This is a genomic window from Agreia sp. Leaf283, from assembly GCF_001422485.1.
GTDB lineage: Bacteria > Actinomycetota > Actinomycetes > Actinomycetales > Microbacteriaceae > Agreia.
The window spans coordinates 319,746-343,731 of the sequence record NZ_LMNF01000001.1; the positions used below are offsets into that span (position 1 = coordinate 319,746).

A 23,986-nucleotide genomic window follows, 5' to 3' on the forward strand; every position below is an offset into this window, starting at 1 on the left:
CAGAGTTCCGCGCGTTTCCAGGGACGACACTATGGTGGGCAGCGGAATTGTGACGGAGACGTTACGATTCTGGAAGCGGTTGCAGACGAGGAGGTCGGCCAGGAATGTCGGGCATCGAAGACGTCGCGCTTCGAGCGGGGGTATCGAAAGCCACTGTCTCGCGCGCGCTGAGCGGTCGGGGGTACGTGTCGACCATCACCCGCAGCAGGGTGGAGACCGCGGCGAACGAGCTCGGCTACGTGGTGTCGTCGAATGCCTCGAGCCTCGTCACCGGTCGCACCAACAACGTGGGCGTCATCATCCCCGTGATCAACCAGTGGTTCTTCGGCAGCATCATCGAGGGAGTCGAACGCGCGCTCCTCGATCGCGGCTACGACCTCATGCTCTACAACCTCACGAAGAACACCGAGGCCCGCAGCAGGGTCTTCGAGTACTTCCTCGTGCGCAAGCGCGTCGACGCGATCATCGCCGTGACCCTCGAGATCTCACCCGACGAGGCGGCATCGCTGCTCGCGCTCGGCAAGCCCATCGCCGGAATCGGCGGTCCCCTCGCCGGAATCCCCACGCTGAGCATCGACGACATCGCTGCGGCGCGGCTCGCGACCGAGCATCTGATCGCCCTCGGGCACACGAACATCATGCACGTCGGCGGCGATTCGGCCGAGCTCATGGATTTCCACGTGCACTCGAAGCGGTTGCAGGGTTTCCGAGATGCGCTCGGAGCCGCCGGTCTGCCGTTCAGTGACGAGTCGTACATGGCGACCCACTTCGACATCCCCGGAGGCTACGCGGTGGCGAAGCAGATCCTCGGCGATCCCCGACGGCGACCCACGGCGATCTTCGCGGCAGCCGACGAGGTCGCCATCGGTGTCATTCTGGCGGCCCGCGAGCTCGGCATCTCCGTGCCGGACGACCTCTCGGTTATCGGCATCGACAACCATCCGCTGGCCGAGCTCTTCGGCCTCACCTCGATCGCGCAGAACCCGGCGAAGCAGGGCGAGCAGGCGGTCGACCTGGTCATCCGCCAGCTCGAGACCTCCGGTTGGACTCCGCCGAGCATCCACACGATGGTGCCCGCACAGCTCGTGATGCGCTCGAGCACGTCGGCCCCGAGAACGGGCGCCCAGCGCTGAAACGACCGCGCCGTTCGCGCAATCCTGCTTCGGTGCCGGTCGAGCGAACCCCTCCGGCGCCGGTCGGGTAGCGAGGAACGAGCGTATCGAGCGGTTAAGCCGGTTCGCGTCTCGGTGGTGGGGGGAAACGCTGTTCTGCGCTGGTCGAGTAGGCCGCCTGCGGCCGTATCGAGGCCACCGTCATACTGAAGTGCGGAAAGTGGCCGCGTCGACCGTCGGCGAGGCGGCCACTTTCCGCACTTCAGTGCGTCACACGACCGGCGCAGTGGGTGGGTCACGTCAGGTGACCCCTCGGCCGTAGCTCGACATCTCCGCCCAACCTGGCGGAATGGGAGGAGATACGCCACACCAACGCAGTATTCGGGCCGGATGTGCTCATCTCCTCCCATTGCGCTGTCGAGTAGGCCACGAAGCTGCCGCATCGACGCCACCGCGGGAAGGATTCCCACAACACCGGCTCGTTCATCGCGCGGCCACTCAATCAACGCATGGTGGGGTCACGTTTCATAGGAGACCACCGTGAGGCGATACGCCGTACTCGTTCCTCGCGCGGCTACCCAATCAGCGCAGAACAGGGCCGGATGCGACTAGTCGCGTTCTCCTCGGAAGGCTCGGCCCGAGGCGGTCAGGAATTCGTCGAAGGTGGCTCGCGCCCGGCGACGGCGGTCGCCGCGGGCGTGGCCGGCCGCGCGCACGCGCGGCTCAGGTCGTCTGGTGCGCAGGCGTTCGGGGCGCCAGCGATCCGGCCACCAGGCGTGCGCGAGCGAGAAGGCCAGGAGCAGCCACCCCGGAACGAGCAGCCAGCCGTTCGGCGCGCCCCCTCCCCCGAGGGTGGCCGACGCGATGACGAGACCCGCACCGATCGCGGTGCCGACGAGGGCGAGCTCGCCGTTGCGGATCCACCAGAGCCGGGCGCGGCGCGTGAAACGGAGCGGAACCCCGAGCACCACGACGAAGACGGTGGAGATCGCCGAAGTGACGACCGCGGCGAGCAGGCAGAGCAGAAAAGCCCCGACCCCGCCGTCGGCGTAGCCCGAACCGAGCAGAAGGATCGTGGCGGCCACGGAGAGAGCAGCGCCGGTTGCGATGACCTGCGCGGTCAGCACTCCGAGTTGAGCCGCGCCGCTCGCCACGGGAGGGGCGACGGCCTTGACGGTGCCGACGACCCGGGTCGCGGATGCTCGAACGCCGGCACGTGCACTCGGATCGAAGAAGGAGCGTCTGTCTCGGGCGGGCGGGGCGTCGTGCACCCGCGGGGGAACATCGTCGTAGACCGTGGCCATGATCGCTCCTTCCCTGCGCAGGTCTTCAGGGTACACATGACGGCTGGGAACACAGCCCCTCAGGAAACATCGCCTCTCCCGAAACACAGAAGACCCCCGCACGTTCAGTGCGGGGGCCTTCTGATTCAGTAGCGTGCTCCGAAACCGGAGCGCAGACTACTTGAGGGTGACGGTTGCGCCAGCCTCTTCGAGCTGAGCCTTGGCCTTCTCGGCGGTCTCCTTGTTGGCGCCCTCGAGGACGGCCTTGGGAGCGCCGTCAACGAGTGCCTTCGCCTCTCCGAGACCGAGGCTCGTGAGGGCGCGCACCTCCTTGATGACCTGGATCTTCTTCTCGCCAGCAGCCTCGAGGACGACGTCGAAGGAATCCTTCTCCTCGACCTCTTCGGTTGCGGCGGCAGCGCCACCGGCCGCGGCGACCGCGACGGGGGCAGCAGCGGTGACCTCGAAGGTCTCCTCGAACGCCTTGACGAACTCGCTCAGCTCGATGAGCGTGAGCTCCTTGAACGCGTCGAGCAGCTCTGCAGTTGACAGCTTTGCCATGATTTTCTCCTTGTTTCCCCTTCGACAAGCTCAGGGAACGGTTTGGTGTTACCTGCGCACAACGCTCAGGGAACGGTTTGTTGAAGGGTGTTAGTTACTTGACTGCTTCTCGCGCAGCGCATCGACCGTGCGAACGGCCTTCGACAGCGGTGCGTTGAAGAGGTATGCGGCACCGAACAGCGAGGCCTTGAAGGCGCCCGCGAGCTTGGCAAGCAGCACCTCCCGGGATTCGAGGTCGGCGAGCTTCGAGACCTCTTCGGCGGAGAGGGGGTTACCGTCGAAGTAACCGCCCTTCACAACGAGAAGAGGGTTTGCCTTGGCAAAGTCGCGCAGGGACTTCGCAACGGCGACAGGGTCACCGTGAACGAATGCGATGGCGGACGGGCCGGCGAGTTCGTCGTCGAACGACGAGATGCCGGCGTTGTTGGCCGCAATCTTGGTCAGCGTGTTCTTTACCACGGCGTAGCTTGCGTGCTCACGAAGGGTGCCGCGCAGCGTCTTCAGCTGGGCGACCGTGAGACCGCGGTACTCGGTCAGCAGAACGGCGGTCGAGCTCTGGAAAAGTTCCGTGAGTTCGGCAACCGAGGCTTCCTTGTTCGCCATGGCGCTCCTTGTGGTTTCAATGCCGGTAGCCCCGGGCTCACCCCACAAAAAAAGCTCCGGCGCAGGAGGCCGGAGCGAATGCACACGAGTGTGCGTTTACTGACTATTCCTGCGCAGGTCTTCACGGACGTGAACCTTCGATCACAGCGTCTGCGTTCGAACGAGTCGAATGCGGGCACGGCGATAACCGGCGGTCTTTGGCTTCGTTCACTGTACGTCATGCGCCGGAGCCATGCAAGTGCGGCCCCGGATCATGCCGTGGTACTACGAGAACACGTCCCGGGTCCGATGCCGGGGAACATCCTCGTTTGTAGCGTTGAAGCATGACAACTTCGACACTCACCCCAGACACCCCGAACACGCCCGACACCACCGAGACGGCGACGATCACCCCCGACCTCGCGGCCACCACCCCGCTGCCCGGCACGCCGCAGACGGCCCCCGGCCAGACGACCCCCGCCCAGCCGGCCACCCCGGCATCCCCCCAGTACGGCTACCCGCCCGTGCGTCCGACCAACGTGCTGGGCATCATCACCCTGGTTCTCGGCGTGCTCGGATTCGCGATCGTTCCGGTGATCACCGGGCACATCGCCCTGGCGCAGATCAAGCGCACGGGCGACGACGGTCGCGGCATCACCATCGCCGGCCTCGTGCTCGGATACATCGGCCTCGCGGGCTACCTTCTCGCCGCCCTGTTCTTCTTCGGGGCGCTCTTCCTCGGAGCGGTCGGCGCCATCGGCTCCTATCGCTGATGCGCCGGTCGCAGGCCGCCGCCCGCGCTCTCCGTCGTCGGATAGGCGACGTAGGCGACGCGGCGGCCATCCGGTGACCAGCCGGGCACGTTCGTCGTGCCCTGCCCGCCCAGGAAAGAATCGATCGTGGACACCGTGCCCGACGCGAGCTCGATCAGCCTCAGCTCGACCTCGAGGTTCGGCGGATGGCCCGTCGTTCCCACCGGGTAGCTGAGATAGAGCACGTGCCGCCCGTCGGGCGAGGGATGCGGGAACCAGTTCACGCGATCGTCGTGCGTGACCCGAGTCAGCTGCGTGCCGTCGGTGCGCATGCGGAACAACTGAGCGTGGCCAGGATACTCGCCGGCCCGCTCGGAGTTGAACCAGATCCACTCGCCGTCGGCCGAGAAGTCGGCTCCATCGTCGGCGAACGCGTCGTCGGTGAGCTGCGTGTGCGGCCCGCCCGAGGCCGGCAGCGTGTAGACATTGGTCACCCAGTCGCCGGATGCGTCGAGGCCGCCCCCGATGGCGGCCAGCGTCAGGCCGTCGGGCGAGACCGAATGCAGGTAGTACTTGAAGCGCAGCGCCGGATCGGGCAGCTCGGTCACCGGAGTCGCCGCACCGCCGCCCCAGGGAAGCCGGTACAGCCGGCCGTCGCGGGCCGAGATCAGAAGGTGCCGCCCGTCGGGCGAGATCACGTGGTCGTTGTTCAGCACGAGCGGTGCGGGCACCTGCATCGGCTCGAGCGCCGATGACCCGTCTGCCCGCAGGCGCACCAGGCCGCCCTCGACGTTGAGCACGAGCCATTCGCCCTCGGGATGCCAGTTCGGCGCCTCGACGAACAGCGAGGTCGAGCTGAACACGACCGACGTTTCACCCGAATCGAGGTCGAAGATGCGCACGTCGGCGCGCTGATCCGCGCGGAGGGTCAGGAACGTCATGCCCTCCATTCTGGCCGCCTGCCGCGGCTGTCCGACTCAGCTCGACTCCGGCGTGCGGCGTCGGCGCACGAACAGCACCGCGGCGAGGCCCAGGATGGCGGCGAGAGTCGCCCCGATGAAGGGCAGCATCACGTCGGCCCCCGTGTGCGCGAGGGAGCGGTCGCCGCCGACGGGACTGGTCGTGCCCGTGCTGTTCTTCGTGCTGGACCCCGGCGTGGCAGAGCCCGGCGTGGTCGTGCCGCCCGTGCTCGATCCCCCGGAATCCGACCCGCCGTCGACCGGCGTGGTCGTGGGCGGTGTGGCGACCAGGAGGGAGACGGACGACGGCGTGCCGAGAACCGCGCCGCCCGTGGGAGCCGACAGCGACACGGTGAACGGAGCACTTCCCACCTCGGCTGCGGCGAGCGCCCGCGCGACCGCATGGTCGGCGACGACCGATGTCGCTGCCCGCGCCGATGCGCCCCCGAGACCCGGCGCATCCGTCGGATCGCTCGGCGGCGCATCGCCGCCGCCGGGCGGCACCGCGCCGCCGGGCGGGACCTCGCCACCGGACGGCACATCGCCGCTGCCGGGCAGCCCACCCGGCACGTCGCCGAGGAAGACGATCGGAATCACCTTGTCGGCGGTGTCGCGATCGAGGAAGGTGACCTGGGTGTCGATGGGGGCGATCACCGAGGCGAGTTCTGCGGGCAGCGCCTGCGAGTCGACGCTCACGCCGACGACCCCGTCTGCACCGCCGCTGCGGTGCACGCTGATGAAGGCCCGGTCTCCTTGAGCGATGCGCGACGCCGATGCGCTGATCGTGAGGATGCCCGGAGCGGCTTCTGCGCCGGACGCCGCGAGCGGTGCGCCCAGCGGGTTCGCGGCGACGAGGCCGCCGGCAAGGGCCGCTGCGACGGCCAGAAGGCCGGTGACACGCCTCGCGGCGGCGGGACGATCGATCATGCGACGACGGAGTGCACTAGTACTCACTATGTGGGGAATCCAATTCGGTCTCGAGAACGTATCTTTTCCCCCAGCCTCAGTACTATAGCCCACAGGGCCCACGGGGGGCGGGTTCTGTCGATGATGCACCGCCGACTCACGCACCCGGAGAACAGATGGCCAAGAACGACGCACGGTTTCCGTCCGTCGGCGCGAGCCATCACCTCGCTCCGGGAAACACGCCCGAGATGCCCGAGCTCGTGCCTTCCGGCTCGACCTCGGGCGCCCGCCTGAAACGCGCCACTGCGCTTCCGTTCGCCAAGCCCGCCGCCCCGCGTCGCCGCCGGCGCGCCGCGTGGGTCGTGCTCAGCATCGCCTTCTGGCTCGCCCTCGTCGCCGGGGGAACGTCGCTGATCGTCGCGGCCACCGGCTCGGGCGGATCGGACGATCCACCCGCGTCCGATCCCGATTCCCCATCCGACGCGTACCTGGCGGCCGTCGACGAGTTCCGCAGCACCTGGTCGGCGGAGGCGATCACCGGGCTCGGCGCGACCTCGATCGGCATCACGCTCGAGACGAAGTACGACGAGTTCTCGCAGACGACGCGCGCCTACGATGCGCTGGCGCAGCAGTGCGCGGCGCTCGGCGGCACGCGCAGCCGGTTCGATGCTCTCGCCGGCGTACCGCCGCCGACGGCTCCCTCGCCGGCCCAGCGTTCGACCGACGAGTCCGTGAACGCCCGCGTCGACGAGGCGACCGCCTCCATCGCGCCCCTGCTCGCTGCGGCGAACGAGCTGCTCTCCGACGGCAGAACCCAGCTCGACACCCTCGACACCCTCTGCGATTCGCTCACGCGACTGCGGCCGATCGCCGACGCACGCGCATCGGAGACGACCGCCACCGCCACACCGCTGATGGTTCCGCCCGGGGAGTCAGAGCAAGTCGTCACCACCAGCGGCACGGTCGAGTTCGCCTGCTCGGGCGATACTCCCTGCCAGCCGCTCGCGAGCCCCGCGCGCGAGAGCTACGGCGCGGCGATCAGCGCGGTGAACACCCGCTTCGACGACGCCGCAGCAGCTCTCTACTCAGATCACTGCCCCGTGGCCGCTCTCGCCGACTACTGCGTTCTCGCGGCCGATCTCTGGTCGAAGCGCTCCGCGGTCGACACCGAGTCGGCAGCCCGGTTCGCCAAGGAGACGCCGTTGAACGCCGGCGTTCCGCTGCCCGAGTACAGCGCCTGGCTCGAGACGACCGACGCCGAATTCGAGGCGGGCCAGTCCGCGCTCGACGACTGGCTGACGGCCTACTCGGGCGGAACCGCCGCGCAGCCCGGCGACAGCGCGTTCGTCACGGTCGTGTCGGCGACCGCAGACACGGCCGAGAGCCGCTTCGCCCAGCTGCGCGACGCCGCGAGCGATGCCGCGAGCGTCGCTGCCGCAGGCTGAGTCAGCGGGCGGCCGCGCCCACCGCTCGCTTCGGCAGCGTGATGCGGAACGCGGTGGCACCGGGGCGCGACTCGACCTCGACGCCCCCGCCGTGCGCATCCACCACGGCCCGCACGATCGCGAGACCGAGCCCGGTGGAGGTCGAACCGGCCTGCCGGAATCTCGACACGTCGCCGCGCACGAACCGCTCGAACAGGGTCTCCACCAGCACGGGATCGATGCCGGGACCATCGTCGGACACGGTGATGATCGCGCTCGGAACCCCGGATGCGTCGACGCCGGACGCGAGCGCCACGGTCACCTCGGTGCCGGCGGGCGTGTGCACCCGCGCATTCGCGAGCAGGTTCGACACCACCTGGTACAGCCGAGGTCCGTCGCCGGAGACCTCGATGGGCTCCTCGGGCAGGTCGAGCACCCACTCGTGGTCGCCTGCCGCGACGTGGGCGTCGCTCACGGCGTCGACGAGCACGCGGGTGAGGTCGACCGGAGCCTTCTCGATCGACGGCCCCTCGTCGAGACGGGCGAGCAGCAGCAGGTCCTCGACGAGGCTCGTCATGCGCGTGGCCTCCGACTCGATGCGTCCGAGCGAGTGCGTCACGTCGGGGGGCAGGTCGAAGTCGCCGCGCCGGGTCAGCTCCGCATAGCCGCGGATCGAGGCGAGGGGCGTGCGCAGCTCGTGGCTGGCGTCGGCCACGAACTGGCGCACCTTGTTCTCGCTCGCCTGCCGCGACGTCAGCGCGGAGGCCACGTGTCCGAGCAGCTTGTTGAGCGAGGCCCCCACCCTGCCCACCTCTGTGCGCGGATCGGTGTCGGCATCCGGAACGCGCTCGGCGAGCGCCACGTCGCCCCGGTCGAGCTGGAGTCGGGTGACGCGGGTCGCCGTGGCGACGACGCGATCGAGCGGCCGCAGAGCGAGGCGGATGAGCACGGTTCCGAGCAGCGCGGCCACCACGAGGCCGCCGATCGTCACGAGAACGGTCACGATCACGAGCTGCGTGACCGTCGCGGTGACATCGGCGAGGGGAAGACCCACGACGATGCCGTTGCCCGATTCGGAGCGATCGAACGCCACCCGGTAGTCGCCGAGCGACCCGCCCAGGTTCACGGTCTGGGGCTGGTCGGTCGCGGTGAGCGAGGAGAGGGTGTCGAGCTGCTCGGTCGTGAGCTGCTGCAGCACCCCGGCGGAGTCGACGATCGCGGCGCGGTCCACGACTCCCCCGAGGCTGAAGCCGCCGAGGGTTCCTGCGGCCTGCCCGGGGCCTCCCACGAAGGCGGGGTCTCCGGAGGATCCGGTGCTGCCCGAGCTCGGGGAGTCGGGCCGCGGCCCGTCGATCGACATGAGCGACCTGTCCGTGGCCGTCTTCAGCTGAGCGTCGAGCCGCGCGAGCAGGAACCCGTTGAGGGCCAGCGACGAGACGACGCCGATGATCAGTCCGACCAGGGCGATCAGGGCGAGGACGCTCAGGATGAGCCGGTTGCGCAGGGTCATGGATCGCACGGATGAAGGCCGGTCGGCGCTCAGGCCGCTTTGAGGATGTAGCCGGCGCCGCGCACGGTGTGGATCATCTGCGGGCGTCCGGCATCCACCTTCTTGCGCAGGTATGAGATGTAGATCTCGACCACGCTGGAGCGACCACCGAAGTCGTAGCTCCAGACCCGGTCGAGGATCTGCGCCTTCGACAGAACCCGGCGGGGGTTGCGCATCAGAAACCTCAGCAGCTCGAACTCGGTGGCCGTGAGCTCGATGGGGTCGCCGCCGCGGTGCACCTCGTGGCTGTCCTCGTTCAGCACGAGGTCGCCGATCGAGACCTCCGGGTCGAACGCGTCGGTGAGCGTCAGGGTCGAACGACGGATGAGCCCGCGCAGGCGGGCCACCAGCTCTTCGAGGCTGAACGGCTTGGTCACGTAGTCGTCGCCGCCCGCGGTGAGGCCGGCGATGCGGTCGTCGAGCGCGTCCTTGGCGGTGAGGAACAGCACGGGCGTCTCCTGCCCGTCGGCGCGCAGGCGCTGCAGCACGGCGAGGCCGTCGATGTCGGGCAGCATGATGTCGAGCACGATCACGTCGGGCTTGAACTCACGGGCGATGCGGAGAGCGGTCTGCCCGTCGCCCGCCGTGCGGATCTCCCACCCCTCGTAGCGCAGGGCCATCTGCAGCAGGTCGGTGAGCGTGGCCTCGTCATCGACGACGAGGGCGCGCACGGGCGAGCCGTCGGCCCGGGTGATCTTGGGGCGGGAGGAGGAAGCGTGGGTCTCGGTCACAAGCCCCAAGTATCGACCCGGTTCCTATGCGGATTCTATGAATCGGGCTGCGATCGGCTGTGGACATCGGAAGCCCTCCCGCTCTTACGTGATTCATAGCCTCGTCATAAGCCTCGCCGGGGCGGCGTCCCTACCGTGTGACCGCGGATCACCCGCACCGACACCGCCTTCCCAAGGAGCCCCATGTTCATCACCTACCTCCGGCGAGAACTCGTCAACAGACGAAAGCAGACCATCATCATCGCCGTCGGCATGGCCCTCGCCATCGCCCTCGTCATCATCGTCAATTCCGTCGCGGCCGGCGTCAAAGACGCCCAGACCTCTGTTCTCGGCAGCGTCTACGGGGTCGGAACAGACATCACCGTCTCCAAGGCCGCAGCGGCCCCGGGCGCGGACGGCACCGGAGGGCCCGGCCAGCGCTTCGACTTCGGCGCCGACGCGGGCTCGACGACAGACGGATCGACGGCCGTCGCGACCTCGCGCCTGACGGCGGGCATGGGCACGTCGACGTTCGACGCGACGGCCCTCGACACCGTCACCGCCGAGAACGGCGTCTCCGAGGCCGCCGGCGTGCTGACGCTCACGAACACCACCTTCGACGGCGAGCTGCCCGACTTCAGCCAGATGCCGCAGGGCGCCGCTCCGGGCGAGGCGGCCGAGGGCACAGCCCCGACCGGCGGGGCGGACGGCGCGGGCGGCTCCTCGTTCAACGTCGATTCGTTCACGGTGCTGGGTCTCGACCCCGCGGCATCCGCTGTCGGCCCCCTCTCGGCCGTGACGCTGACAGACGGCCGCACCCTCGCATCCGGCGACACCGGCACTTTCGTGGCCGTGCTCGACAGCGCCTACGCGACGACGGCCGAGCTCGCCGTCGGCGGCACGATCGACATCGGCGGCACGTCGTTCGAGATCGTCGGCCTCGTCGAGTCGTCGAGCGGCGACGCGTCGACCGCATCGAACGTGTACATCCCCCTCGACGTGGCGCAGAGCCTGAGCGGCGAAGACGGCATGATCTCGAGCATCTACGTGCAGGCCGCTTCCGCCGACGACATCGCGTCGCTCAAGACCTCGCTCGAGTCGGCGCTGCCCGACAATACGGTGAGCACCCAGTCCGACCTCGCGTCGAGCGTGTCGGGTTCGCTGTCGACGGCGTCGACCCTCGTCGGCAACCTCGGCACCTGGCTGTCGGTCATCGTGCTCGCCGCCGCGTTCCTGATCGCGATCCTCTTCACCATCTCGGGAGTCACGCGCCGCACCCGCGAGTTCGGAACGCTGAAGGCGATCGGCTGGAGCAACCGGCGCATCGTCGGCCAGGTCGCCGGGGAGTCGCTCGTGCAGGGGCTCATCGGTGGCGTCGCAGGCATCGCGATCGGACTCGTGGGGGTGGTCGTGGTGAACCTCGTGGCCCCGACCCTCAGCGCGACGGCGTCGACCCAGACGGCCGGCGGGCTTGCGGCACCGGACGGCGCGGCAGCCGGCGGGCCCGGCATGGGCGGCGGCGGCTTCGGTCAGGCGGCGCAGGCCGCAACGACCTCCGACGTGGTGCTCAACGCGCCCGTCACGGTGTCGGTCATTGTGATCGCGGTGGGGCTCGCCGTGGTCGGCGGCCTGCTCGCCGGCGCCATCGGCGGCTGGAGGGCATCGCGCCTCCGGCCGGCCGAGGCGCTGCGCGCCGTCGCCTGATCATCCACCCACCCGCGTATCCCCCACCCGCGCATCCATTACCCGCGCATCCATTACTCGCGCATTCATGAAGGAGCGACACATGTACCAACTCACCGACGTCACGAAGAGCTACACGAAGTCGAAGCACACCGTCACCGCGCTCAAGGGCGTCACCCTCACCATTCCGAGCGGCCAGATGGTCGCCATCCAGGGCCCGACGGGCGGAGGCAAGTCGACGCTGCTGCAGATGCTCGGCGCACTGGATAGACCCACATCGGGCCAGGTGATGCTCGGAGACTCGACGCTGTCGAAGCTCGGAGACACGAAGCTTGCCCACATCCGGGCCAAGGAGATCGGCTTCGTCTTCCAGGGCTTCAACCTGATTCCCACCCTCTCCGCACGCGAGAACGTCGAGACTGCGCTCGCGCCCCTGGGGCTCTCCAACGCCGAACGCACCTCGCGGGCATCGACGGCCCTGCAATCGGTGGGGCTCGGCGAGCGCATGCTGCACCTGCCCGCAGAGCTGTCGGGCGGTCAGCAGCAGCGGGTCGCGATCGCGCGGGCGATCGTGAAGGACCCCGAGGTGCTGCTGGCCGACGAGCCCACGGGAAGCCTCGACGAGGAGACGCGCGACGAGATCATGGAGCTGCTCGAGGGCATCTGGCGCGAGAAGCAGCTGACGCTGATCATCGTCACGCACGACTCCGCGGTCGCGAAGCGCGCCGAGCGCCGCCTGCACATCAAGGGCGGCACGGTGAAGGAGCTGTAGCGCCGTTCCCTGAGCTTGTCGAAGGGCCGTTCCCTGAGCCTGTCGAAGATCCGTTCCCTGAGCCTGTCGAAGATCCGTTCCCTGAGCTTGTCGAAGGGCCCCTTCGACAAGCTCAGGGAGCGGGGGGGCGTCAGTCGCGCCAGCTGTGCTTCGGGTCGTAGCCGAGCAGGCGACGGGCCTTGTCGATCGAGAGCAGCGTCTTCGTGTTGTCGAGGTCGCCCCGGGTCTCGACCCCGGGGAAGACCTCGGCGACGAGCTCCGCGTTCGGGCGGCTCATCACCGTGTCGGCCGCCGCGATGATGAAGCGATCGAACCCGGTGTGCTGCCACTCGAGCGCCTTCAGCACGGCCTGGGCCCCGTCGCGCGCGTCGATGTAGCCCCAGAGGTTCCACTTGCGCTTCAGCGCATCCGAGTCGAACGACGGGAACTCCGCGTAGTCGGACACGTGCATCACGTTCGAGAAGCGCAAGGCCACGATCTTCAGCTCGGGGTTCCACCTCGTGAGCTCGATCGCCATCGTCTCCTCGAGGTGCTTCACGAGCGAGTAGGTGCTCTCGGGCCGGGCCGGGTACTCCTCGTCGACCGGGATGTAGGGCGGCGGCACGTCGAAGGGCAGGCCGAGCACCGTCTCGCTCGACGCGTAGACGATGTTCGTGATGCCGGCCCGCTCCGCGGCCTTGAACACGTGGTAGGTGCCGAGCATGTTGTTCTCGAAGGTCACGACATCGCTCCGCATGCCCGGGGCCGGAATCGCGGCGAGGTGCACGATCGCGTCGAAGCCGTCGGGTCCGTCGTCGATGCTGTGGAACGCATCCACCACGTCGCCGTAGTTCGCGAGGTCGAGCCGTACGAAGCCCGACCCCCGCTCGCCGACGACGTCGAAGTTGGTCACGGTGTGGCCTTCGGAACGCAGGTACGACAGCACAACGCTGCCGAGCTTTCCAGAACCACCGGTCAGGGCAATACGCATTGAAACTCCATTGTCATGAGGCGGGCGCGAGGCGGTCATCCGGTCGATGCCGAGCGCGTCCCCCCAGTCTGTCACCGGTCGTGAGCGAGAATAAGCAGGTGACTCTTCAGCCCATGCTCTCCTTCCCCTGGGAAGACGAGCAGAGGCCAGCCCGCCCCGCGCACCTCGACCGGCTCGTCGCCGACGGCACGAACCGGGTCGAGTGGCTGCGCGCACGCAGCCGCGGGGTCACCGCCACCGACGTCGCCCGCCTCACAGGGCCGCAGAACCTCGAGTCGGTCGCCTACGACAAGATCAACGGCACGGGCTTCGGGGGCAACATCTTCACCGAGCACGGCAGGGATCGCGAGCCGCACATCGCGCGCTACGTTCGAGCCATGTACGGCGTGCTGCCGAGTTCGTCGCTGTTCCACGCCGAGGGCGAGAAGCGGCATCTCGCGACGCCCGACGGTGTGGCGGTCACGAAGCACGGCACGGTCGAACTCGCCGAGATCAAGACCACGAACAAGGCCTGGCGATCCATTCCGCGGCACTACCTGCGGCAGGTCTGGTGGCAGCAGTACGTTCTCGGCGCCGAACGAACCATCGTCGTGTGGGAGCAGCACGACAACTTCCTTCCCGTCGACCCCGAACCGCAGAGCCGTTGGGTCGACCGCGACGAGAACGAGATCGCGCGCCTCGTGAGCCTCGCCGACAAACTGCTCGCGCTCATCCAGCCCGGCCGATGACCGTCGTCCTGCTGCACGGCCTGGGCGGCGAGAGCTCCCAGCCGCTCAGCCTGTTCGGCCCGGTGATCCCGCCCGCGATCACCGTCGTGGCACCCGACGTCAGGGCGCACGGCAGCAGCTCGGTCGTGGGATCGGCGGCCGACTTCTCGCTGGCGAACCTCGCCGACGAGGTGGCCCTGGCACTCCTGGTGGCCGGCCACGCCGCCACGCCGCTGACCCTCATCGGCATCTCCATGGGAGCCGCGATCGCTCTCCGGCTCGCGCTCGACGAGCGCCTCGACGTGCGCGAGGCCGTCTTCGTGCGACCGGCCTTCACCGACAGCGGGCTTCCGCCCAACCTCAGACCCTTTCCCGTGATCGCACAGCTGCTGGCCGACCATGGCGCCGTCGAGGGCGAGCGACGCTTCACGAGCGGCGCGGTGTTCGCGCGTGCCGCCGCGGAGTCCCCCGTCGGCGCCGACGCCTTGCTTCAGCAGTTCCGCAGTCCGCTCGCCGTGGAGCGCTCGAGGAGACTCGTCGAGATCCCCCGCAACCGCGCCTGGTCCCACGCATCCGAGCTCGCCGCCGTGACCGCCCGCACGGCCGTGGTCGCCGCGATCGGCGACCCCGTGCATCCGGTCGCCGTCGCCCGCCGCTGGGCCGAGCTGCTGCCCGACCCGGACTACACGGAAGTGCCGTCGCGCGACGCGGGCTACGGAGCGCAGGTGGCGGCGATCCGCCGCAGCGTCACCGCATTTCTGGGGTGGGGCGCGTAGCGCCGAGCAGAGCCAGGGCGAGCACGGCCAGCCAGAGCAGGGCCACGGTCGTGGCGACGAACTCGAGAATGCCGCCGAGGTCGACCATGAAACGGGCCAGAGACAGGATGCCGCCGGTTCCGGCGACGACGGCGACCACGACGGCGGAGATCCACGAGAGTCGGGCCAGGCCCGGGTGGTCCTTCGCCGTCGCCACCTGAAGCATCGCGACGCAGGCCGCGGCGAATCCGAGCACGGCGATGCTCGTGTGGATGAGGTCCTGCCAGGTGAACGACGAACCGACGGGCAGGGGGCATCCGCTCGTGCAGGTCACCTGCGAGGCCACCGCGAACGAGACGCCGGCGACGACCAATGACACCGAGGGAGTCCAGACCGCGAGGACGCGCAGCCGCGAGCGTAGGTGGCGCGCGGCGACGGCCACGACCACAGCGGCCGAGGCGATGAGAAGGAGGGCCCAGCGGAACGCCCACGCGGTGGGTTCGCCGTCGGCCCCGAGTTCGCTCACGTAGACGAAACGGTTCGCGGCGACGCGCGCTCCCCACAACAGGGCGAGCCCGATGAGAACGGCTGTGGCAGCGATCGGAAGGAGGATTCGGACTGTCACGATATGCGAATGGTACCGGGGGTGCCTTTTGTTTGCTTCCAAGGAACACCGTCGTAACACCGGTGAATCATTCGACCGATTGACTGGAGCCTGCGGGAAGCCCGAACGACCCTCACGCTCGATGGACTCAGTATTCCCATCGAGAATCCCTCACGGGATGCCCAGAACCCGTCGATGAAAGGCCAGCAATGACGCCGCACGAGACCCATTCGATCACCCCGAGCCTCGTCAGCGCTCCCCCCTCGAACACTCCCGCAACCATGACGGCGATCGTGTTCGACGTGCCGGGAGGCCCGGGCGTTCTGCGCCTCGCAGAGGTGCCCACGCCCATCCGGGCCGGCTCGGAGATTCTCGTGAAGGTGTCGGCGGCGGGAGTCAACCCGATCGACGCGAAGACACGGGCGGGCGCCGGCGTCGCGGCGGCCATCCCGCTCTACCCCGCCGTTCTCGGCCGCGATTTCTGCGGCATCGTCGTCGAGAGCCCGTACGACGGGCATCCGCTCAAGCCCGGCGACGAGGTGTACGGCATCAGCGCCTCGCCGCGGGTGGCCGGCTCGTACGCCCAGTACGTCTCGGTGCCCAGCCTGCAGGTCGCGCGCAAGCCGCGTCGGCTCACCCCCGTCGAGGCGGGCGCGGTGCCGACCGCGGCGCTCACCGCATGGGGGCTGGTGGTCGACGTGGCCAAGGCGCACGAGGGGCAGCGCATGCTCATTCACGCCGGAGCCGGCGGAGTGGGCCATCTCGCCGTGCAGCTCGCCGCGTACTTCGGCGCCCGGGTGGTCGCCACGACCTCGGCCGCCAATGCGAGCTGGCTGCGCGAGCTCGGAGCGGAGGAGGTCATCGACTACACGACGACGCGCTTCGAAGACCGGGTGACGGATGTCGACGTGGTGATCGACCTCGTCGGCAACGTTCGCGACGACACCGGAACGCGCTCGCTCGCCACACTGCGCCCGGGGGGTCTGATCATCTCGGTTCCCACGGGCAGCTGGCCCGGTTTCGCAGCGGAGGCGGAGGCGGCCGGCATGCGGTCGAGCGGATACTCCGTGGCCCCTGACGCCGCCTGCCTCTCCATCATCTCCCGGCTCATCGACTCGGGCGATCTGCACGTGCACATCTCCGAGATCTACCCCCTGGAGGACGCTGCCGAGGCGCACGCGCTGCTCGAGCGCGGGCACACCCGCGGCAAGATCGTGCTCGAGATTCCCTAGCGCGACATCCCTTCGTGCGGCGTCACCGGCGCCGCGTACGCTGGGGCGGGTGACCACGTTTCCGCTGAGACTGACCTCGACCGACGATCGGCTCACCGCCGCGATAGCGGCGATCCGCGACGACCTCGACCTGCCGCAGCAGTTTCCGCCCGCGGTCGAGCGCGAGGCCGAGCGCGTCGTCGCCGCGAATCCGCTGCCCGCCGCCGATCTCACGGCGATACCGTTCATCACCATCGACCCCGAGGGGTCGACCGACCTCGACCAGGCCGTGCAGATCGAACGACTCGGCCAGGGGTTCCTCGTTCGCTACGCGATCGCCGACGTGCCCGCGTTCGTCGAACCGCTCGCGGAGATCGACGCGGAGGCCCGACTCCGCGGCCAGACGTTCTACGCACCCGACGGGCGCATTCCCCTCCATCCGACTGTCATCAGCGAGCACGCCGCGTCATTGCTGCCGAACCTCGTGCGAGGCGCGTTCGTGTGGAGGTTCGAACTCGACGGCGACGGCGCCGTGCTCGACACCACCCTCTCGCGCGCGCGCATCCGGAGCGTGCGCCAGCTGTCGTACCTCGAGGCCCAGCGCGAGATCGACGCGGGGCCCATCGAGTCCGATCCGGTGCGGTCGACGCTGCTGCTGCTCGCCGAGCTCGGCCCTGCACGACGTGAGCTCGAGCGCCTGCGCGGGGGTGCGAGCCTGTCGAGACCCGAGCAGATCGTCGAATCGCACGACGGGCACTACACGCTCGAGCGTCGCTCGTCGTTGCCCGTCGAACAATGGAACGCGCATGTCTCGCTGCTCACCGGCATGGAGGCCGCGCGCATCATGCTCGACGGTCGTGTCGGCATCCTGCGCACGATGCCCGAGCCCGAGCCCGACACCGTCGATCGCTTCCGACGCCGCACGAAGGCGCTGGGTCATCCATGGCCCGTGAGCATGCCCTACGGCGAGTACCTCGCGTCTCTCGACCCGAACGACCCTCTGCAGCTGGCCATCACGCACGCCGCGGGTTCGCTGTTCCGGGGCGCCGGCTATACCGCCTTCGACGGAGAGCTGCCCGAGCAGGTGATGCAGGCCGCCGTCGCGGCGCCCTACGCTCACACCACGGCTCCGCTCCGACGCCTGGTCGACCGCTTCGTGCTGGTCGTCTGCGAGGCGCTGTGCGCCGCTGAGGCTCCGCCGCAGTGGGTCCGCGACGCCCTTCCCACACTGCCCAAGATCATGGCCTCGTCCGACTCGCGTGCGTCGCAGCTCGACAAAAAGTCGATCGGGGCGGTCGAGGCGGCTCTGCTGAGCGATCGAGTGGGCGAGGTCTTCGACGCCTCGGTGATCTCGGCAAAGGAGTCCCGCGGAGTCGTGCAGGTGATCGACCCTGCCGTCGACGCCGAGTGCACCGGCGCCCTGACGCCCGGCCAGCGGGTCCGCGTGCGTCTCGTCGAGGCGGAGATCGCGACCGGTCGGGTGCAGTTCGAGCTCGTCGCCTGAGACAGGTCGGGGCTCGCCCGGTCGGGCCTAGGCCCGGGTCGGCGCTAGCCCCGGTCGCCCGGTGGTCGGTCGGTCGCGGCGCACAGCACGGTGTCGAGCTTCGCCCCGAACGACAGGGTCATCAGCTCGGTGGCCGCCTCGTCGCCCTCGAAGTTGTCGGGCAGACCGATGGCGAGAAGCGTGTTGATGAGCATGCCGTCGGCGAGGAAGCTGCGCACCTCGTCTGCCGGAAAGTGCGCCTCGTCGCGGAGCAGTCGGTAGATCTCGAGGAAGCCCGCCCGTGCCCGCTCCCCGATGACCGGGTCGTGCCCCTGGATGAAGCCCTGCATCAGGGACATCAGGATTCCCCGGTCTTCGATCAGGTCGACATAGGCCTGACCGAGCCTTGCGCCGAGCTCGTCCGACGGGATCTCCCCCGTGCTGTGCTGCCGGAGGACCTCCCGGAATGCCACGGTGAGCTTGCCGAGAGCGCGCTCGATCACCTCGACGAAGAGCTTCTCCTTGGTGCCGAACATACGCACCACGTAGGGCTGGCTGATTCCGGCCGCCTGGGCGATCTGCTCCGTCGTCGTTCCCGCATAACCGCGCCTGCCGAACACCTCGCTCGCGTGGCCGAGGATCAGTTCCCGGCGCTCGGCGGCGGGCATGCGTTCTCTGACCGGCTGTTCGACGGCTGCGTTGTTGGTCACGCTTGACATGGTATCAGGTGATAACTTAGCCTCTGGTTATTGATTGATTACTACCGAGAAACGTGTGGAGAGCTCATGTCCGTCGCCCGTCGCATTCCCGTCTGGCTCGCGCTCGTCGCCGCCTCGTTGCCCATGTTCATGGCCACCCTCGACAATCTCGTCGTCACGAGCGCCCTTCCCGTCATCCACGAGGACCTCGGCGCCGGCGTCACCGAGCTGCAGTGGATCACGAACGCCTACACCCTGAGCTTCGCCGCTCTTATGCTGCTCTTCGTCAGTCTCGGCGACCGCTTCGGCAGGCGGCACTTCTTCGTCGGAGGAATCGTGCTCTTCACGCTCTCGAGCGCCGCCGCCGCGCTCAGCACCGAACCGTGGATGCTGGTGCTCGCCCGGGCTCTGCAGGGTGCGGGCTCCGCGGCCGTGATGCCTCTGTCGCTCACCCTCCTCGTCGGCAGCGTCTCGACCCGCATGCGCCCCTTGGCCATCGGCATCTGGGGCGGCATCTCCGGGCTCGGCGTGGCGCTCGGCCCGCTGGTCGGCGGCGCGGTCGTCGAGGGCTGGAGCTGGCAGGCCATCTTCTGGCTGAACGTGCCCCTGGGCATCCTGTCGGTGCCCCTCGCCATCGCCGCCCTCCCGAATTCATTCGGCGCCCGGGTGCGCTCCGACGTCATCGGCGTCATCCTGGCCGGCGTCGGGATCCTCGGCATCGTCTACGGAATCGTGCGCGGCAACGACGCCGGCTGGACGAGCGCCGAGGTACTCGTCGGCCTGCTCGGCGGCGCCATCCTGCTGGCACTGTTCCTGGTGCGGGAGTCGCGTGTGTCAGCACCTCTGCTGCCGCTGCGTCTCTTCCGGGACCGCAGCTTCTCGATCTCGAACGCGGTGGGCCTCACCTTCAGCTTCGGTGCCTTCGGCTCCGTGTTCATCCTCATCCAGTTCCTGCAGATCGTGCAGGGATACTCCCCGCTCGAGGCGGGCGTCCTCACCATGCCCTGGACGGTCGCGCCCATGGTCGTGGCCCCGCTCGCCGGGCTGGTCGCTCCCCGCGTCGGCACGCGCATCCTGATCGTCGCCGGCCTCACGTCGCTGACGATCGGCATCGGCTGGCTCGCCGCCACCATGGCCCCGGATGCGACGTACCCGAGCATGCTTCCCGGGTTCATCTTCGCGGGGCTGGGCATGGGCCTGGTCTTCGCACCCAGCTCCACCGCCGTGCTGGTGAACATGGCTCCCGACGACCACGCCAAGGCCTCGGGCACCAACTCGACGCTGCGCGAGATCGGCGTCGCCCTGGGCATCGCCGTGCTGACCGCCGTCTTCACCGGGGCGGGCGGCGAACTCACGCCCACCGGCTACGTGGATGCCGCGGTGCCGGCCGTGTTCGTCGGCGCCGGCGCCCTGGCCCTCGCCGCCGTGATCGCGCTCTTCCTTCCGGCCGGACGGAGCCGAGGCATGCGCGATGCCGCCCCGCTCACCCCGGAGCCGGTGCTCGTCTCCGCCGCCCGCTGAGCGCGTCGGGGCACCCCGCTCCCTGAGCCTGTCGAAGGGTGCCGTTCCCTGAGCCTGTCGAAGGGCGCCTACAGGGCGAGTTGCCTCACGAAGTCGTCCTCATAGTTGTCGCCCACGAGAAAGTGCTTCGTGCCGACCCTCGCGAAGCCGTTCTTCTCGTAGAAGCGATTGGCGCGGGCGTTCTCCTCGTTCACTCCGAGCCAGACGCCGGCGGCCCCGCGTGCACGCGCCGTCGACAGCGTCTCGCTCATGAGGGCACCGGAGATGCCCTGGCCGTGGTGGCCCTGCATGACATAGAACTTGCTGAGCTCGATCGACGGCCGCAGGCTGAGGGCTGCAACGACGTCGGGATCGCTCGGCTCGGCGAACACCAGCATCGTGTAGCCGACGACCTCGTCGTCGACCTCGGCGATCAGGATGTCGCGGGCCGGGTCTGCGAGGTAGGCCTCGAAATTCGCATGGCTGAGGTGCGTCGCGATGAAGGCCGCCTTGGCCTCGTCGGTGGTGTGCGGAGGACACGCGAGCGGAAAGGTGACAGCGGCGACCCGGGCGAGCGCCGCAGCATCGGACGCGGTCGCAGGCCTCACAGAAACAGACATCCCGCCAGAGTACTGCCCTCCGGGTGGACCGTGGATGCAGAAAGGGCCGGCCTCGCGATGCGAGGGCGGCCCTTTCTTGAAGGAGCTGAGCCTAGATGGCGTTGACGTCGAGCGGGATGCCCGGGCCGAACGTCGTGGAGACCGTGCCCTTGTGGATGTAGCGACCCTTGGACGACGACGGCTTCAAGCGAACGACCTCTTCGAGGGCGGCCTTGATGTTGTCGGTGAGCTGGTCTTCAGAGAACGAGGCCTTGCCGGCGACGAAGTGCACGTTGGAGTGCTTGTCGACGCGGAACTCGATCTTTCCGCCCTTGATCTCGTTGACGGCCTTGGCGACGTCGGGCGTCACGGTGCCGGTCTTCGGGTTGGGCATAAGACCGCGGGGGCCGAGCACCTTTCCGAGACGACCGACCTTGCCCATGAGCTCGGGGGTCGAGACGGCGGAGTCGAAGTTCGTGTAGCCGGCGGCCACCTTCTCGATGAGCTCGTCGCCACCGACCTCGTCGGCGCCGGCCGCGATGGCGGCCTCTGCTGCGGGGCCCGTCGCGAAGACGATGACGCGGGCGGTCTTACCGGTGCCGTGAGGAAGAATCACGGTGCCGCGGACCATCTGGTCTGCCTTGCGGGGGTCGACACCGAGCTTGAGGGCGACCTCAACGGTGCTGTCGAACTTGGCGGAGCCGGTGACCTTCGCGAGGGCGACTGCCTCGGTGGGCGTGTAGACCTTGCCCTCTTCGATCTTCTCTGCCGCGGCCTTGTAAGCCTTGGAATTCTTTGCCATTGTCGATTCTCCTGAATCTGAGAGTGTGGTTTACGTGAGCCTGGCTGGCTCTCCCACGCCGTGCTGGATGTTCCGGATCTCGATACGGCCGCAGGCGGCCTACTCGATCAGCGGAGGGCGGTGAGGGGTTACGCCTCGACCGTGATGCCCATGGAGCGGGCGGTGCCGGCGATGATCTTCGACGCGGCGGCGATGTCGTTCGCGTTGAGGTCGGCCATCTTGGTCTCGGCGATCTCGCGGACCTGAGCCTGCGTGAGCTTCGCAACCTTGACGGTGTGCGGCGTACCCGAACCCTTAGCGACTCCGGCGGCCTTCTTGATGAGCTCGGCGGCCGGGGGCGTCTTCAGGATGAACGTGAACGAACGGTCTTCGTAGACGGTGATCTCGACGGGGATGACGTTTCCGCGCTGAGCTTCGGTGGCTGCGTTGTACTGCTTGCAGAACTCCATGATGTTGACGCCGTGCTGTCCGAGCGCCGGCCCGATGGGCGGTGCGGGGTTGGCGGCGCCGGCCTTGATCTGAAGCTTGATCAGACCAGTAACCTTCTTCTTCGGTGCCATGATTTCTCTTCCTTCTCTGTGTCGAGTCGGCCCTGATTGGCGAACTCTCCCGCCGTTCGGTGAACGCGGTTTGTGGTCGACCCCGTCAGCACGCCACTGGCGCGCCGGAATGAGCACAACCCCGCAAGCATACGCGATTCAACTCGTTAACGCCATCGAGCCCACCGAATCAACGGTGGGCTCGATGTGCTGAAGAGGTTAGAGCTTGGTGACCTGGTCGAAGCTGAGCTCGACCGGAGTCTCGCGCTCGAACAGGGAGACGAGCACCGTGAGCTTGCCGCTCTCGGGCTTGATCTCGCTGATCGATCCGGGCAGGCCCGCGAACGAGCCTTCCTTGATGGTGATGGTCTCGCCGATCTCGAAGTCGACCTCGGCCGGGATCGAGCGAGAGACGGCCTTGCCGCCCTTGCCACCCGAAGCCTTGGCAACGGGAACCTCGGCGACGACGACGAGCGACTGAAGCATCGAGAACGCTTCTTCGAAACGCAGCGGCGTGGGGTTGTGAGAGTTGCCGACGAAGCCGGTGACGCCGGGCGTGTGGCGCACGACAGACCAGCTGTCTTCGTTGAGGAACATGCGCACCAGCACGTAGCCGGGGATGCGAACGCGGGTGACGAGCTTGCGCTGGCCGTTCTTGATCTCGACGACGTCTTCCATCGGAACCTCGACCTGGAAGACGAAGTCCTCCATGCCCATCGAGGTCTTGCGGCTCTCGATGTTCTGCTTCACGCGCTTCTCGAAGCCGGCGTAGGAGTGGATGACGTACCACTTGCCGGGGAGGGTGCGGAGCTCTTTGCGGAACGCCTCGTAGGGGTCGACCTCGGCGGGCTCGGCTTCAGCCTCGTCGGCCTCATCGTCACCGGATGCGTCGGGCTGGTCGGCCGCGTCGATCACGTCTGCTTCGGCCTCGGCTTCGGCGACCGCCGTGGCGATGTCGTCTGCATCGGCGTCGAGCACCGTGTCGGCGTCGGGGTCGTCGATCACGTCGATGGCCGCGCGGGCCTCGTCGGCGTCGCTGATGTCGAGTGCGTCATCGACGATGGCGTCGGCCTCGGGGTCTGGATTCGCGTCGATCGCATCGAGGAGAGCGTCGAGGTCGGCGGGCGTCTCGCGCGCCGTGGTGCTCTCGGGCTTCTCTTCGCCTGCGACGATGTCGACGTCGTCGCGCTGTGTGTCTGCCACGTAAATCCGTTCCAATTCGTTTATTGATGCGCACTGCGCATGGGGCCGTCGGTCACCGCTCAGCGGAGCCCGGCCGTACGACCTGATGGAGGTCGTACCTGTTGTAAGGACTAAACCGGGTTGCCGAAGACGATCAGTGCAAGCCAGGCGAACACTGCGTCGAGACCCGACACCAGCGCCATCATGATGATGACGAAGACCAGAACGACTGCGGTGTAGCTCAGCAGCTCCTTGCGCGTCGGGGTGACGACCTTCTTGAGCTCTTGGAAGACCTGCTTGATGAAGAGCACGATACGGGCGAACGGGTTGCGGCGAGCAGCCCGTTCTTTCTTGGCGCTCTCGACGACGTCTTCACTCGGTTCGTCGATGACTTTGCGTGCCACGTAAGTAGTTACCCTTCACAATTCGGCCATCCGGCCCAATCGCATCCGTTCTCCCTCGCCGAACAGCGAGGGCTACCGGATTCGATCAGCAGGGCGGACAGGACTCGAACCTGCAACCTGCGGTTTTGGAGACCGCTGCTCTACCAATTGAGCCACCACCCTTCGGGCTGAAAAGCCCGGGAATCGATGCCCTCCAAGCTTTGCTCTGCCCAAAAAGGGCACAAAAAAGCTTGGCAGAC

Annotated in this window: 25 protein-coding genes and 1 tRNA gene; 10 read left to right on the plus strand and 16 right to left on the minus strand. The window is 68.2% G+C overall.

Annotation, left to right across the window (positions count from 1 at the left end):
* Positions 1-104: 104 nt before the first annotated feature.
* On the plus strand, positions 105-1,133 hold the full coding sequence (locus tag ASF51_RS01430) for a LacI family DNA-binding transcriptional regulator (protein WP_055924185.1): 1,029 nt from the start codon (positions 105-107) through the stop codon (positions 1,131-1,133).
* Between the two features lie 587 nt (positions 1,134-1,720).
* Here ASF51_RS01430 and ASF51_RS01435 read toward each other — a convergent pair.
* From ASF51_RS01435 to rplJ, 3 genes are all read right to left on the minus strand, one after another.
* Positions 1,721-2,416 carry a hypothetical protein gene (locus ASF51_RS01435; protein ID WP_055924187.1) on the minus strand — a complete coding sequence of 232 codons (696 nt, stop codon included), beginning with the start codon at positions 2,414-2,416 and terminating at the stop codon, positions 1,721-1,723.
* Between the two features lie 156 nt (positions 2,417-2,572).
* Positions 2,573-2,956, minus strand: coding sequence for a 50S ribosomal protein L7/L12 (rplL, locus tag ASF51_RS01440; protein ID WP_055924190.1), 384 nt, complete (start codon positions 2,954-2,956; stop codon positions 2,573-2,575).
* Positions 2,957-3,046: 90 nt separating this feature from the next.
* The gene (gene rplJ, locus ASF51_RS01445; protein ID WP_055924194.1) at positions 3,047-3,559 is read right to left on the minus strand and encodes a 50S ribosomal protein L10; all 513 of its coding nucleotides are present in this window, start codon (positions 3,557-3,559) and stop codon (positions 3,047-3,049) included.
* Positions 3,560-3,882: 323 nt separating this feature from the next.
* Here rplJ and ASF51_RS01450 point away from each other — a divergent pair, with 323 nt between their 5' ends.
* Positions 3,883-4,311 carry a DUF4190 domain-containing protein gene (locus ASF51_RS01450; protein WP_055924197.1) on the plus strand — a complete coding sequence of 143 codons (429 nt, stop codon included), beginning with the start codon at positions 3,883-3,885 and terminating at the stop codon, positions 4,309-4,311.
* Here the strand turns inward: ASF51_RS01450 and ASF51_RS01455 are convergent.
* Positions 4,302-5,231, minus strand: coding sequence for a biopolymer transporter Tol (locus ASF51_RS01455; protein WP_235497099.1), 930 nt, complete (start codon positions 5,229-5,231; stop codon positions 4,302-4,304). The genes ASF51_RS01450 and ASF51_RS01455 overlap by 10 nt on opposite strands.
* Before the next feature lie 36 nt (positions 5,232-5,267).
* Complete coding sequence (locus ASF51_RS01460) at positions 5,268-6,176, minus strand: LPXTG cell wall anchor domain-containing protein (protein WP_055924200.1); 909 nt, start codon at positions 6,174-6,176, stop codon at positions 5,268-5,270.
* Positions 6,177-6,331: 155 nt separating this feature from the next.
* On the opposite strand from ASF51_RS01460, the gene ASF51_RS01465 reads away from it, so the two are divergent.
* Positions 6,332-7,600 (plus strand): hypothetical protein, encoded by a 1,269-nt coding sequence (locus ASF51_RS01465; protein ID WP_055924203.1) that lies wholly within the window; start codon positions 6,332-6,334, stop codon positions 7,598-7,600.
* 1 nt (position 7,601) lies between these two features.
* Here the strand turns inward: ASF51_RS01465 and ASF51_RS01470 are convergent, their stop codons facing one another.
* Entirely contained in the window at positions 7,602-9,089 is a 1,488-nt protein-coding gene (locus ASF51_RS01470; RefSeq protein ID WP_055924206.1) for a HAMP domain-containing sensor histidine kinase, read from the minus strand.
* Positions 9,090-9,118: 29 nt separating this feature from the next.
* Positions 9,119-9,859 carry a response regulator transcription factor gene (locus tag ASF51_RS01475; protein ID WP_055924209.1) on the minus strand — a complete coding sequence of 247 codons (741 nt, stop codon included), beginning with the start codon at positions 9,857-9,859 and terminating at the stop codon, positions 9,119-9,121.
* A gap of 183 nt (positions 9,860-10,042) precedes the next feature.
* Between ASF51_RS01475 and ASF51_RS01480 the strand changes: the two genes are divergently transcribed.
* Together ASF51_RS01480 and ASF51_RS01485 are read left to right on the plus strand one after the other, a co-directional pair.
* On the plus strand, positions 10,043-11,542 hold the full coding sequence (locus tag ASF51_RS01480; RefSeq protein ID WP_055924212.1) for an ABC transporter permease: 1,500 nt from the start codon (positions 10,043-10,045) through the stop codon (positions 11,540-11,542).
* An 82-nt stretch (positions 11,543-11,624) separates the two neighbouring features.
* On the plus strand, positions 11,625-12,293 hold the full coding sequence (locus ASF51_RS01485) for an ABC transporter ATP-binding protein (protein ID WP_055924215.1): 669 nt from the start codon (positions 11,625-11,627) through the stop codon (positions 12,291-12,293).
* Between the two features lie 130 nt (positions 12,294-12,423).
* Here ASF51_RS01485 and ASF51_RS01490 read toward each other — a convergent pair whose 3' ends face one another.
* Complete coding sequence (locus ASF51_RS01490) at positions 12,424-13,263, minus strand: NAD(P)-dependent oxidoreductase (protein WP_055924217.1); 840 nt, start codon at positions 13,261-13,263, stop codon at positions 12,424-12,426.
* Between the two features lie 80 nt (positions 13,264-13,343).
* Here ASF51_RS01490 and ASF51_RS01495 point away from each other — a divergent pair, with 80 nt between their 5' ends.
* Both ASF51_RS01495 and ASF51_RS01500 read left to right on the plus strand, forming a co-directional pair.
* On the plus strand, positions 13,344-13,991 hold the full coding sequence (locus tag ASF51_RS01495; RefSeq protein ID WP_369797272.1) for a YqaJ viral recombinase family protein: 648 nt from the start codon (positions 13,344-13,346) through the stop codon (positions 13,989-13,991).
* Positions 13,988-14,746 carry an alpha/beta fold hydrolase gene (locus tag ASF51_RS01500; protein WP_055924220.1) on the plus strand — a complete coding sequence of 253 codons (759 nt, stop codon included), beginning with the start codon at positions 13,988-13,990 and terminating at the stop codon, positions 14,744-14,746. The genes ASF51_RS01495 and ASF51_RS01500 overlap by 4 nt, the downstream gene beginning before the upstream one ends.
* On the opposite strand, the gene ASF51_RS01505 is transcribed toward ASF51_RS01500, so the two are convergent.
* Positions 14,718-15,350: a DUF998 domain-containing protein gene (locus ASF51_RS01505; protein WP_235497100.1), complete on the minus strand. Its 633-nt coding sequence runs from the start codon at positions 15,348-15,350 to the stop codon at positions 14,718-14,720. The two genes, ASF51_RS01500 and ASF51_RS01505, sit on opposite strands and share 29 nt — an antisense overlap.
* Before the next feature lie 188 nt (positions 15,351-15,538).
* Between ASF51_RS01505 and ASF51_RS01510 the strand changes: the two genes are divergently transcribed.
* The gene (locus ASF51_RS01510) at positions 15,539-16,561 is read left to right on the plus strand and encodes an NADP-dependent oxidoreductase (protein ID WP_055924223.1); all 1,023 of its coding nucleotides are present in this window, start codon (positions 15,539-15,541) and stop codon (positions 16,559-16,561) included.
* Positions 16,562-16,610: 49 nt separating this feature from the next.
* A complete protein-coding gene (locus ASF51_RS01515) occupies positions 16,611-18,044 on the plus strand; it encodes an RNB domain-containing ribonuclease (RefSeq protein ID WP_055924225.1) in 1,434 nt (477 codons plus the stop codon).
* Positions 18,045-18,088: 44 nt separating this feature from the next.
* On the opposite strand, the gene ASF51_RS01520 is transcribed toward ASF51_RS01515, so the two are convergent.
* The gene (locus ASF51_RS01520; protein WP_055924228.1) at positions 18,089-18,733 is read right to left on the minus strand and encodes a TetR/AcrR family transcriptional regulator; all 645 of its coding nucleotides are present in this window, start codon (positions 18,731-18,733) and stop codon (positions 18,089-18,091) included.
* Between the two features lie 75 nt (positions 18,734-18,808).
* On the opposite strand from ASF51_RS01520, the gene ASF51_RS01525 reads away from it, so the two are divergent.
* Positions 18,809-20,242 (plus strand): MFS transporter, encoded by a 1,434-nt coding sequence (locus tag ASF51_RS01525; protein ID WP_055924231.1) that lies wholly within the window; start codon positions 18,809-18,811, stop codon positions 20,240-20,242.
* A gap of 68 nt (positions 20,243-20,310) precedes the next feature.
* Here the strand turns inward: ASF51_RS01525 and ASF51_RS01530 are convergent, their stop codons facing one another.
* The 6 genes from ASF51_RS01530 to ASF51_RS01555 all read right to left on the minus strand — a co-directional run bounded on the left by ASF51_RS01530 (position 20,311) and on the right by ASF51_RS01555 (position 23,909).
* The gene (locus ASF51_RS01530; protein ID WP_055924232.1) at positions 20,311-20,841 is read right to left on the minus strand and encodes a GNAT family N-acetyltransferase; all 531 of its coding nucleotides are present in this window, start codon (positions 20,839-20,841) and stop codon (positions 20,311-20,313) included.
* Between the two features lie 91 nt (positions 20,842-20,932).
* Positions 20,933-21,622 (minus strand): 50S ribosomal protein L1, encoded by a 690-nt coding sequence (gene rplA, locus ASF51_RS01535; RefSeq protein WP_055924235.1) that lies wholly within the window; start codon positions 21,620-21,622, stop codon positions 20,933-20,935.
* Positions 21,623-21,750: 128 nt separating this feature from the next.
* On the minus strand, positions 21,751-22,182 hold the full coding sequence (gene rplK / locus ASF51_RS01540) for a 50S ribosomal protein L11 (protein ID WP_055776148.1): 432 nt from the start codon (positions 22,180-22,182) through the stop codon (positions 21,751-21,753).
* Between the two features lie 198 nt (positions 22,183-22,380).
* The gene (gene nusG, locus ASF51_RS01545; protein WP_369797273.1) at positions 22,381-23,364 is read right to left on the minus strand and encodes a transcription termination/antitermination protein NusG; all 984 of its coding nucleotides are present in this window, start codon (positions 23,362-23,364) and stop codon (positions 22,381-22,383) included.
* A 110-nt stretch (positions 23,365-23,474) separates the two neighbouring features.
* Positions 23,475-23,747, minus strand: coding sequence for a preprotein translocase subunit SecE (gene secE, locus ASF51_RS01550; protein ID WP_055924239.1), 273 nt, complete (start codon positions 23,745-23,747; stop codon positions 23,475-23,477).
* A gap of 89 nt (positions 23,748-23,836) precedes the next feature.
* Positions 23,837-23,909 (minus strand) — tRNA-Trp (locus tag ASF51_RS01555).
* Positions 23,910-23,986: the final 77 nt, after the last annotated feature.

What these genes read in the sequence shown, in the direction of transcription:
- ASF51_RS01510 (WP_055924223.1), top strand. Translation starts at nt 15,539, where the DNA reads ATGACGCCGCACGAGACCCATTCGATCACCCCGAGCCTCGTCAGCGCT.
- rplK (WP_055776148.1), bottom strand. Translation starts at nt 22,182, where the DNA reads ATGGCACCGAAGAAGAAGGTTACTGGTCTGATCAAGCTTCAGATCAAG.
- ASF51_RS01455 (WP_235497099.1), bottom strand. Translation starts at nt 5,231, where the DNA reads ATGACGTTCCTGACCCTCCGCGCGGATCAGCGCGCCGACGTGCGCATC.
- ASF51_RS01485 (WP_055924215.1), top strand. Translation starts at nt 11,625, where the DNA reads ATGTACCAACTCACCGACGTCACGAAGAGCTACACGAAGTCGAAGCAC.
- ASF51_RS01490 (WP_055924217.1), bottom strand. Translation starts at nt 13,263, where the DNA reads ATGCGTATTGCCCTGACCGGTGGTTCTGGAAAGCTCGGCAGCGTTGTG.
- ASF51_RS01525 (WP_055924231.1), top strand. Translation starts at nt 18,809, where the DNA reads ATGTCCGTCGCCCGTCGCATTCCCGTCTGGCTCGCGCTCGTCGCCGCC.
- rplA (WP_055924235.1), bottom strand. Translation starts at nt 21,622, where the DNA reads ATGGCAAAGAATTCCAAGGCTTACAAGGCCGCGGCAGAGAAGATCGAA.
- ASF51_RS01500 (WP_055924220.1), top strand. Translation starts at nt 13,988, where the DNA reads ATGACCGTCGTCCTGCTGCACGGCCTGGGCGGCGAGAGCTCCCAGCCG.
- ASF51_RS01435 (WP_055924187.1), bottom strand. Translation starts at nt 2,416, where the DNA reads ATGGCCACGGTCTACGACGATGTTCCCCCGCGGGTGCACGACGCCCCG.
- ASF51_RS01470 (WP_055924206.1), bottom strand. Translation starts at nt 9,089, where the DNA reads ATGACCCTGCGCAACCGGCTCATCCTGAGCGTCCTCGCCCTGATCGCC.
- rplL (WP_055924190.1), bottom strand. Translation starts at nt 2,956, where the DNA reads ATGGCAAAGCTGTCAACTGCAGAGCTGCTCGACGCGTTCAAGGAGCTC.
- ASF51_RS01465 (WP_055924203.1), top strand. Translation starts at nt 6,332, where the DNA reads ATGGCCAAGAACGACGCACGGTTTCCGTCCGTCGGCGCGAGCCATCAC.
- ASF51_RS01530 (WP_055924232.1), bottom strand. Translation starts at nt 20,841, where the DNA reads ATGTCTGTTTCTGTGAGGCCTGCGACCGCGTCCGATGCTGCGGCGCTC.
- ASF51_RS01450 (WP_055924197.1), top strand. Translation starts at nt 3,883, where the DNA reads ATGACAACTTCGACACTCACCCCAGACACCCCGAACACGCCCGACACC.
- rplJ (WP_055924194.1), bottom strand. Translation starts at nt 3,559, where the DNA reads ATGGCGAACAAGGAAGCCTCGGTTGCCGAACTCACGGAACTTTTCCAG.
- ASF51_RS01460 (WP_055924200.1), bottom strand. Translation starts at nt 6,176, where the DNA reads ATGATCGATCGTCCCGCCGCCGCGAGGCGTGTCACCGGCCTTCTGGCC.
- ASF51_RS01480 (WP_055924212.1), top strand. Translation starts at nt 10,043, where the DNA reads ATGTTCATCACCTACCTCCGGCGAGAACTCGTCAACAGACGAAAGCAG.
- ASF51_RS01430 (WP_055924185.1), top strand. Translation starts at nt 105, where the DNA reads ATGTCGGGCATCGAAGACGTCGCGCTTCGAGCGGGGGTATCGAAAGCC.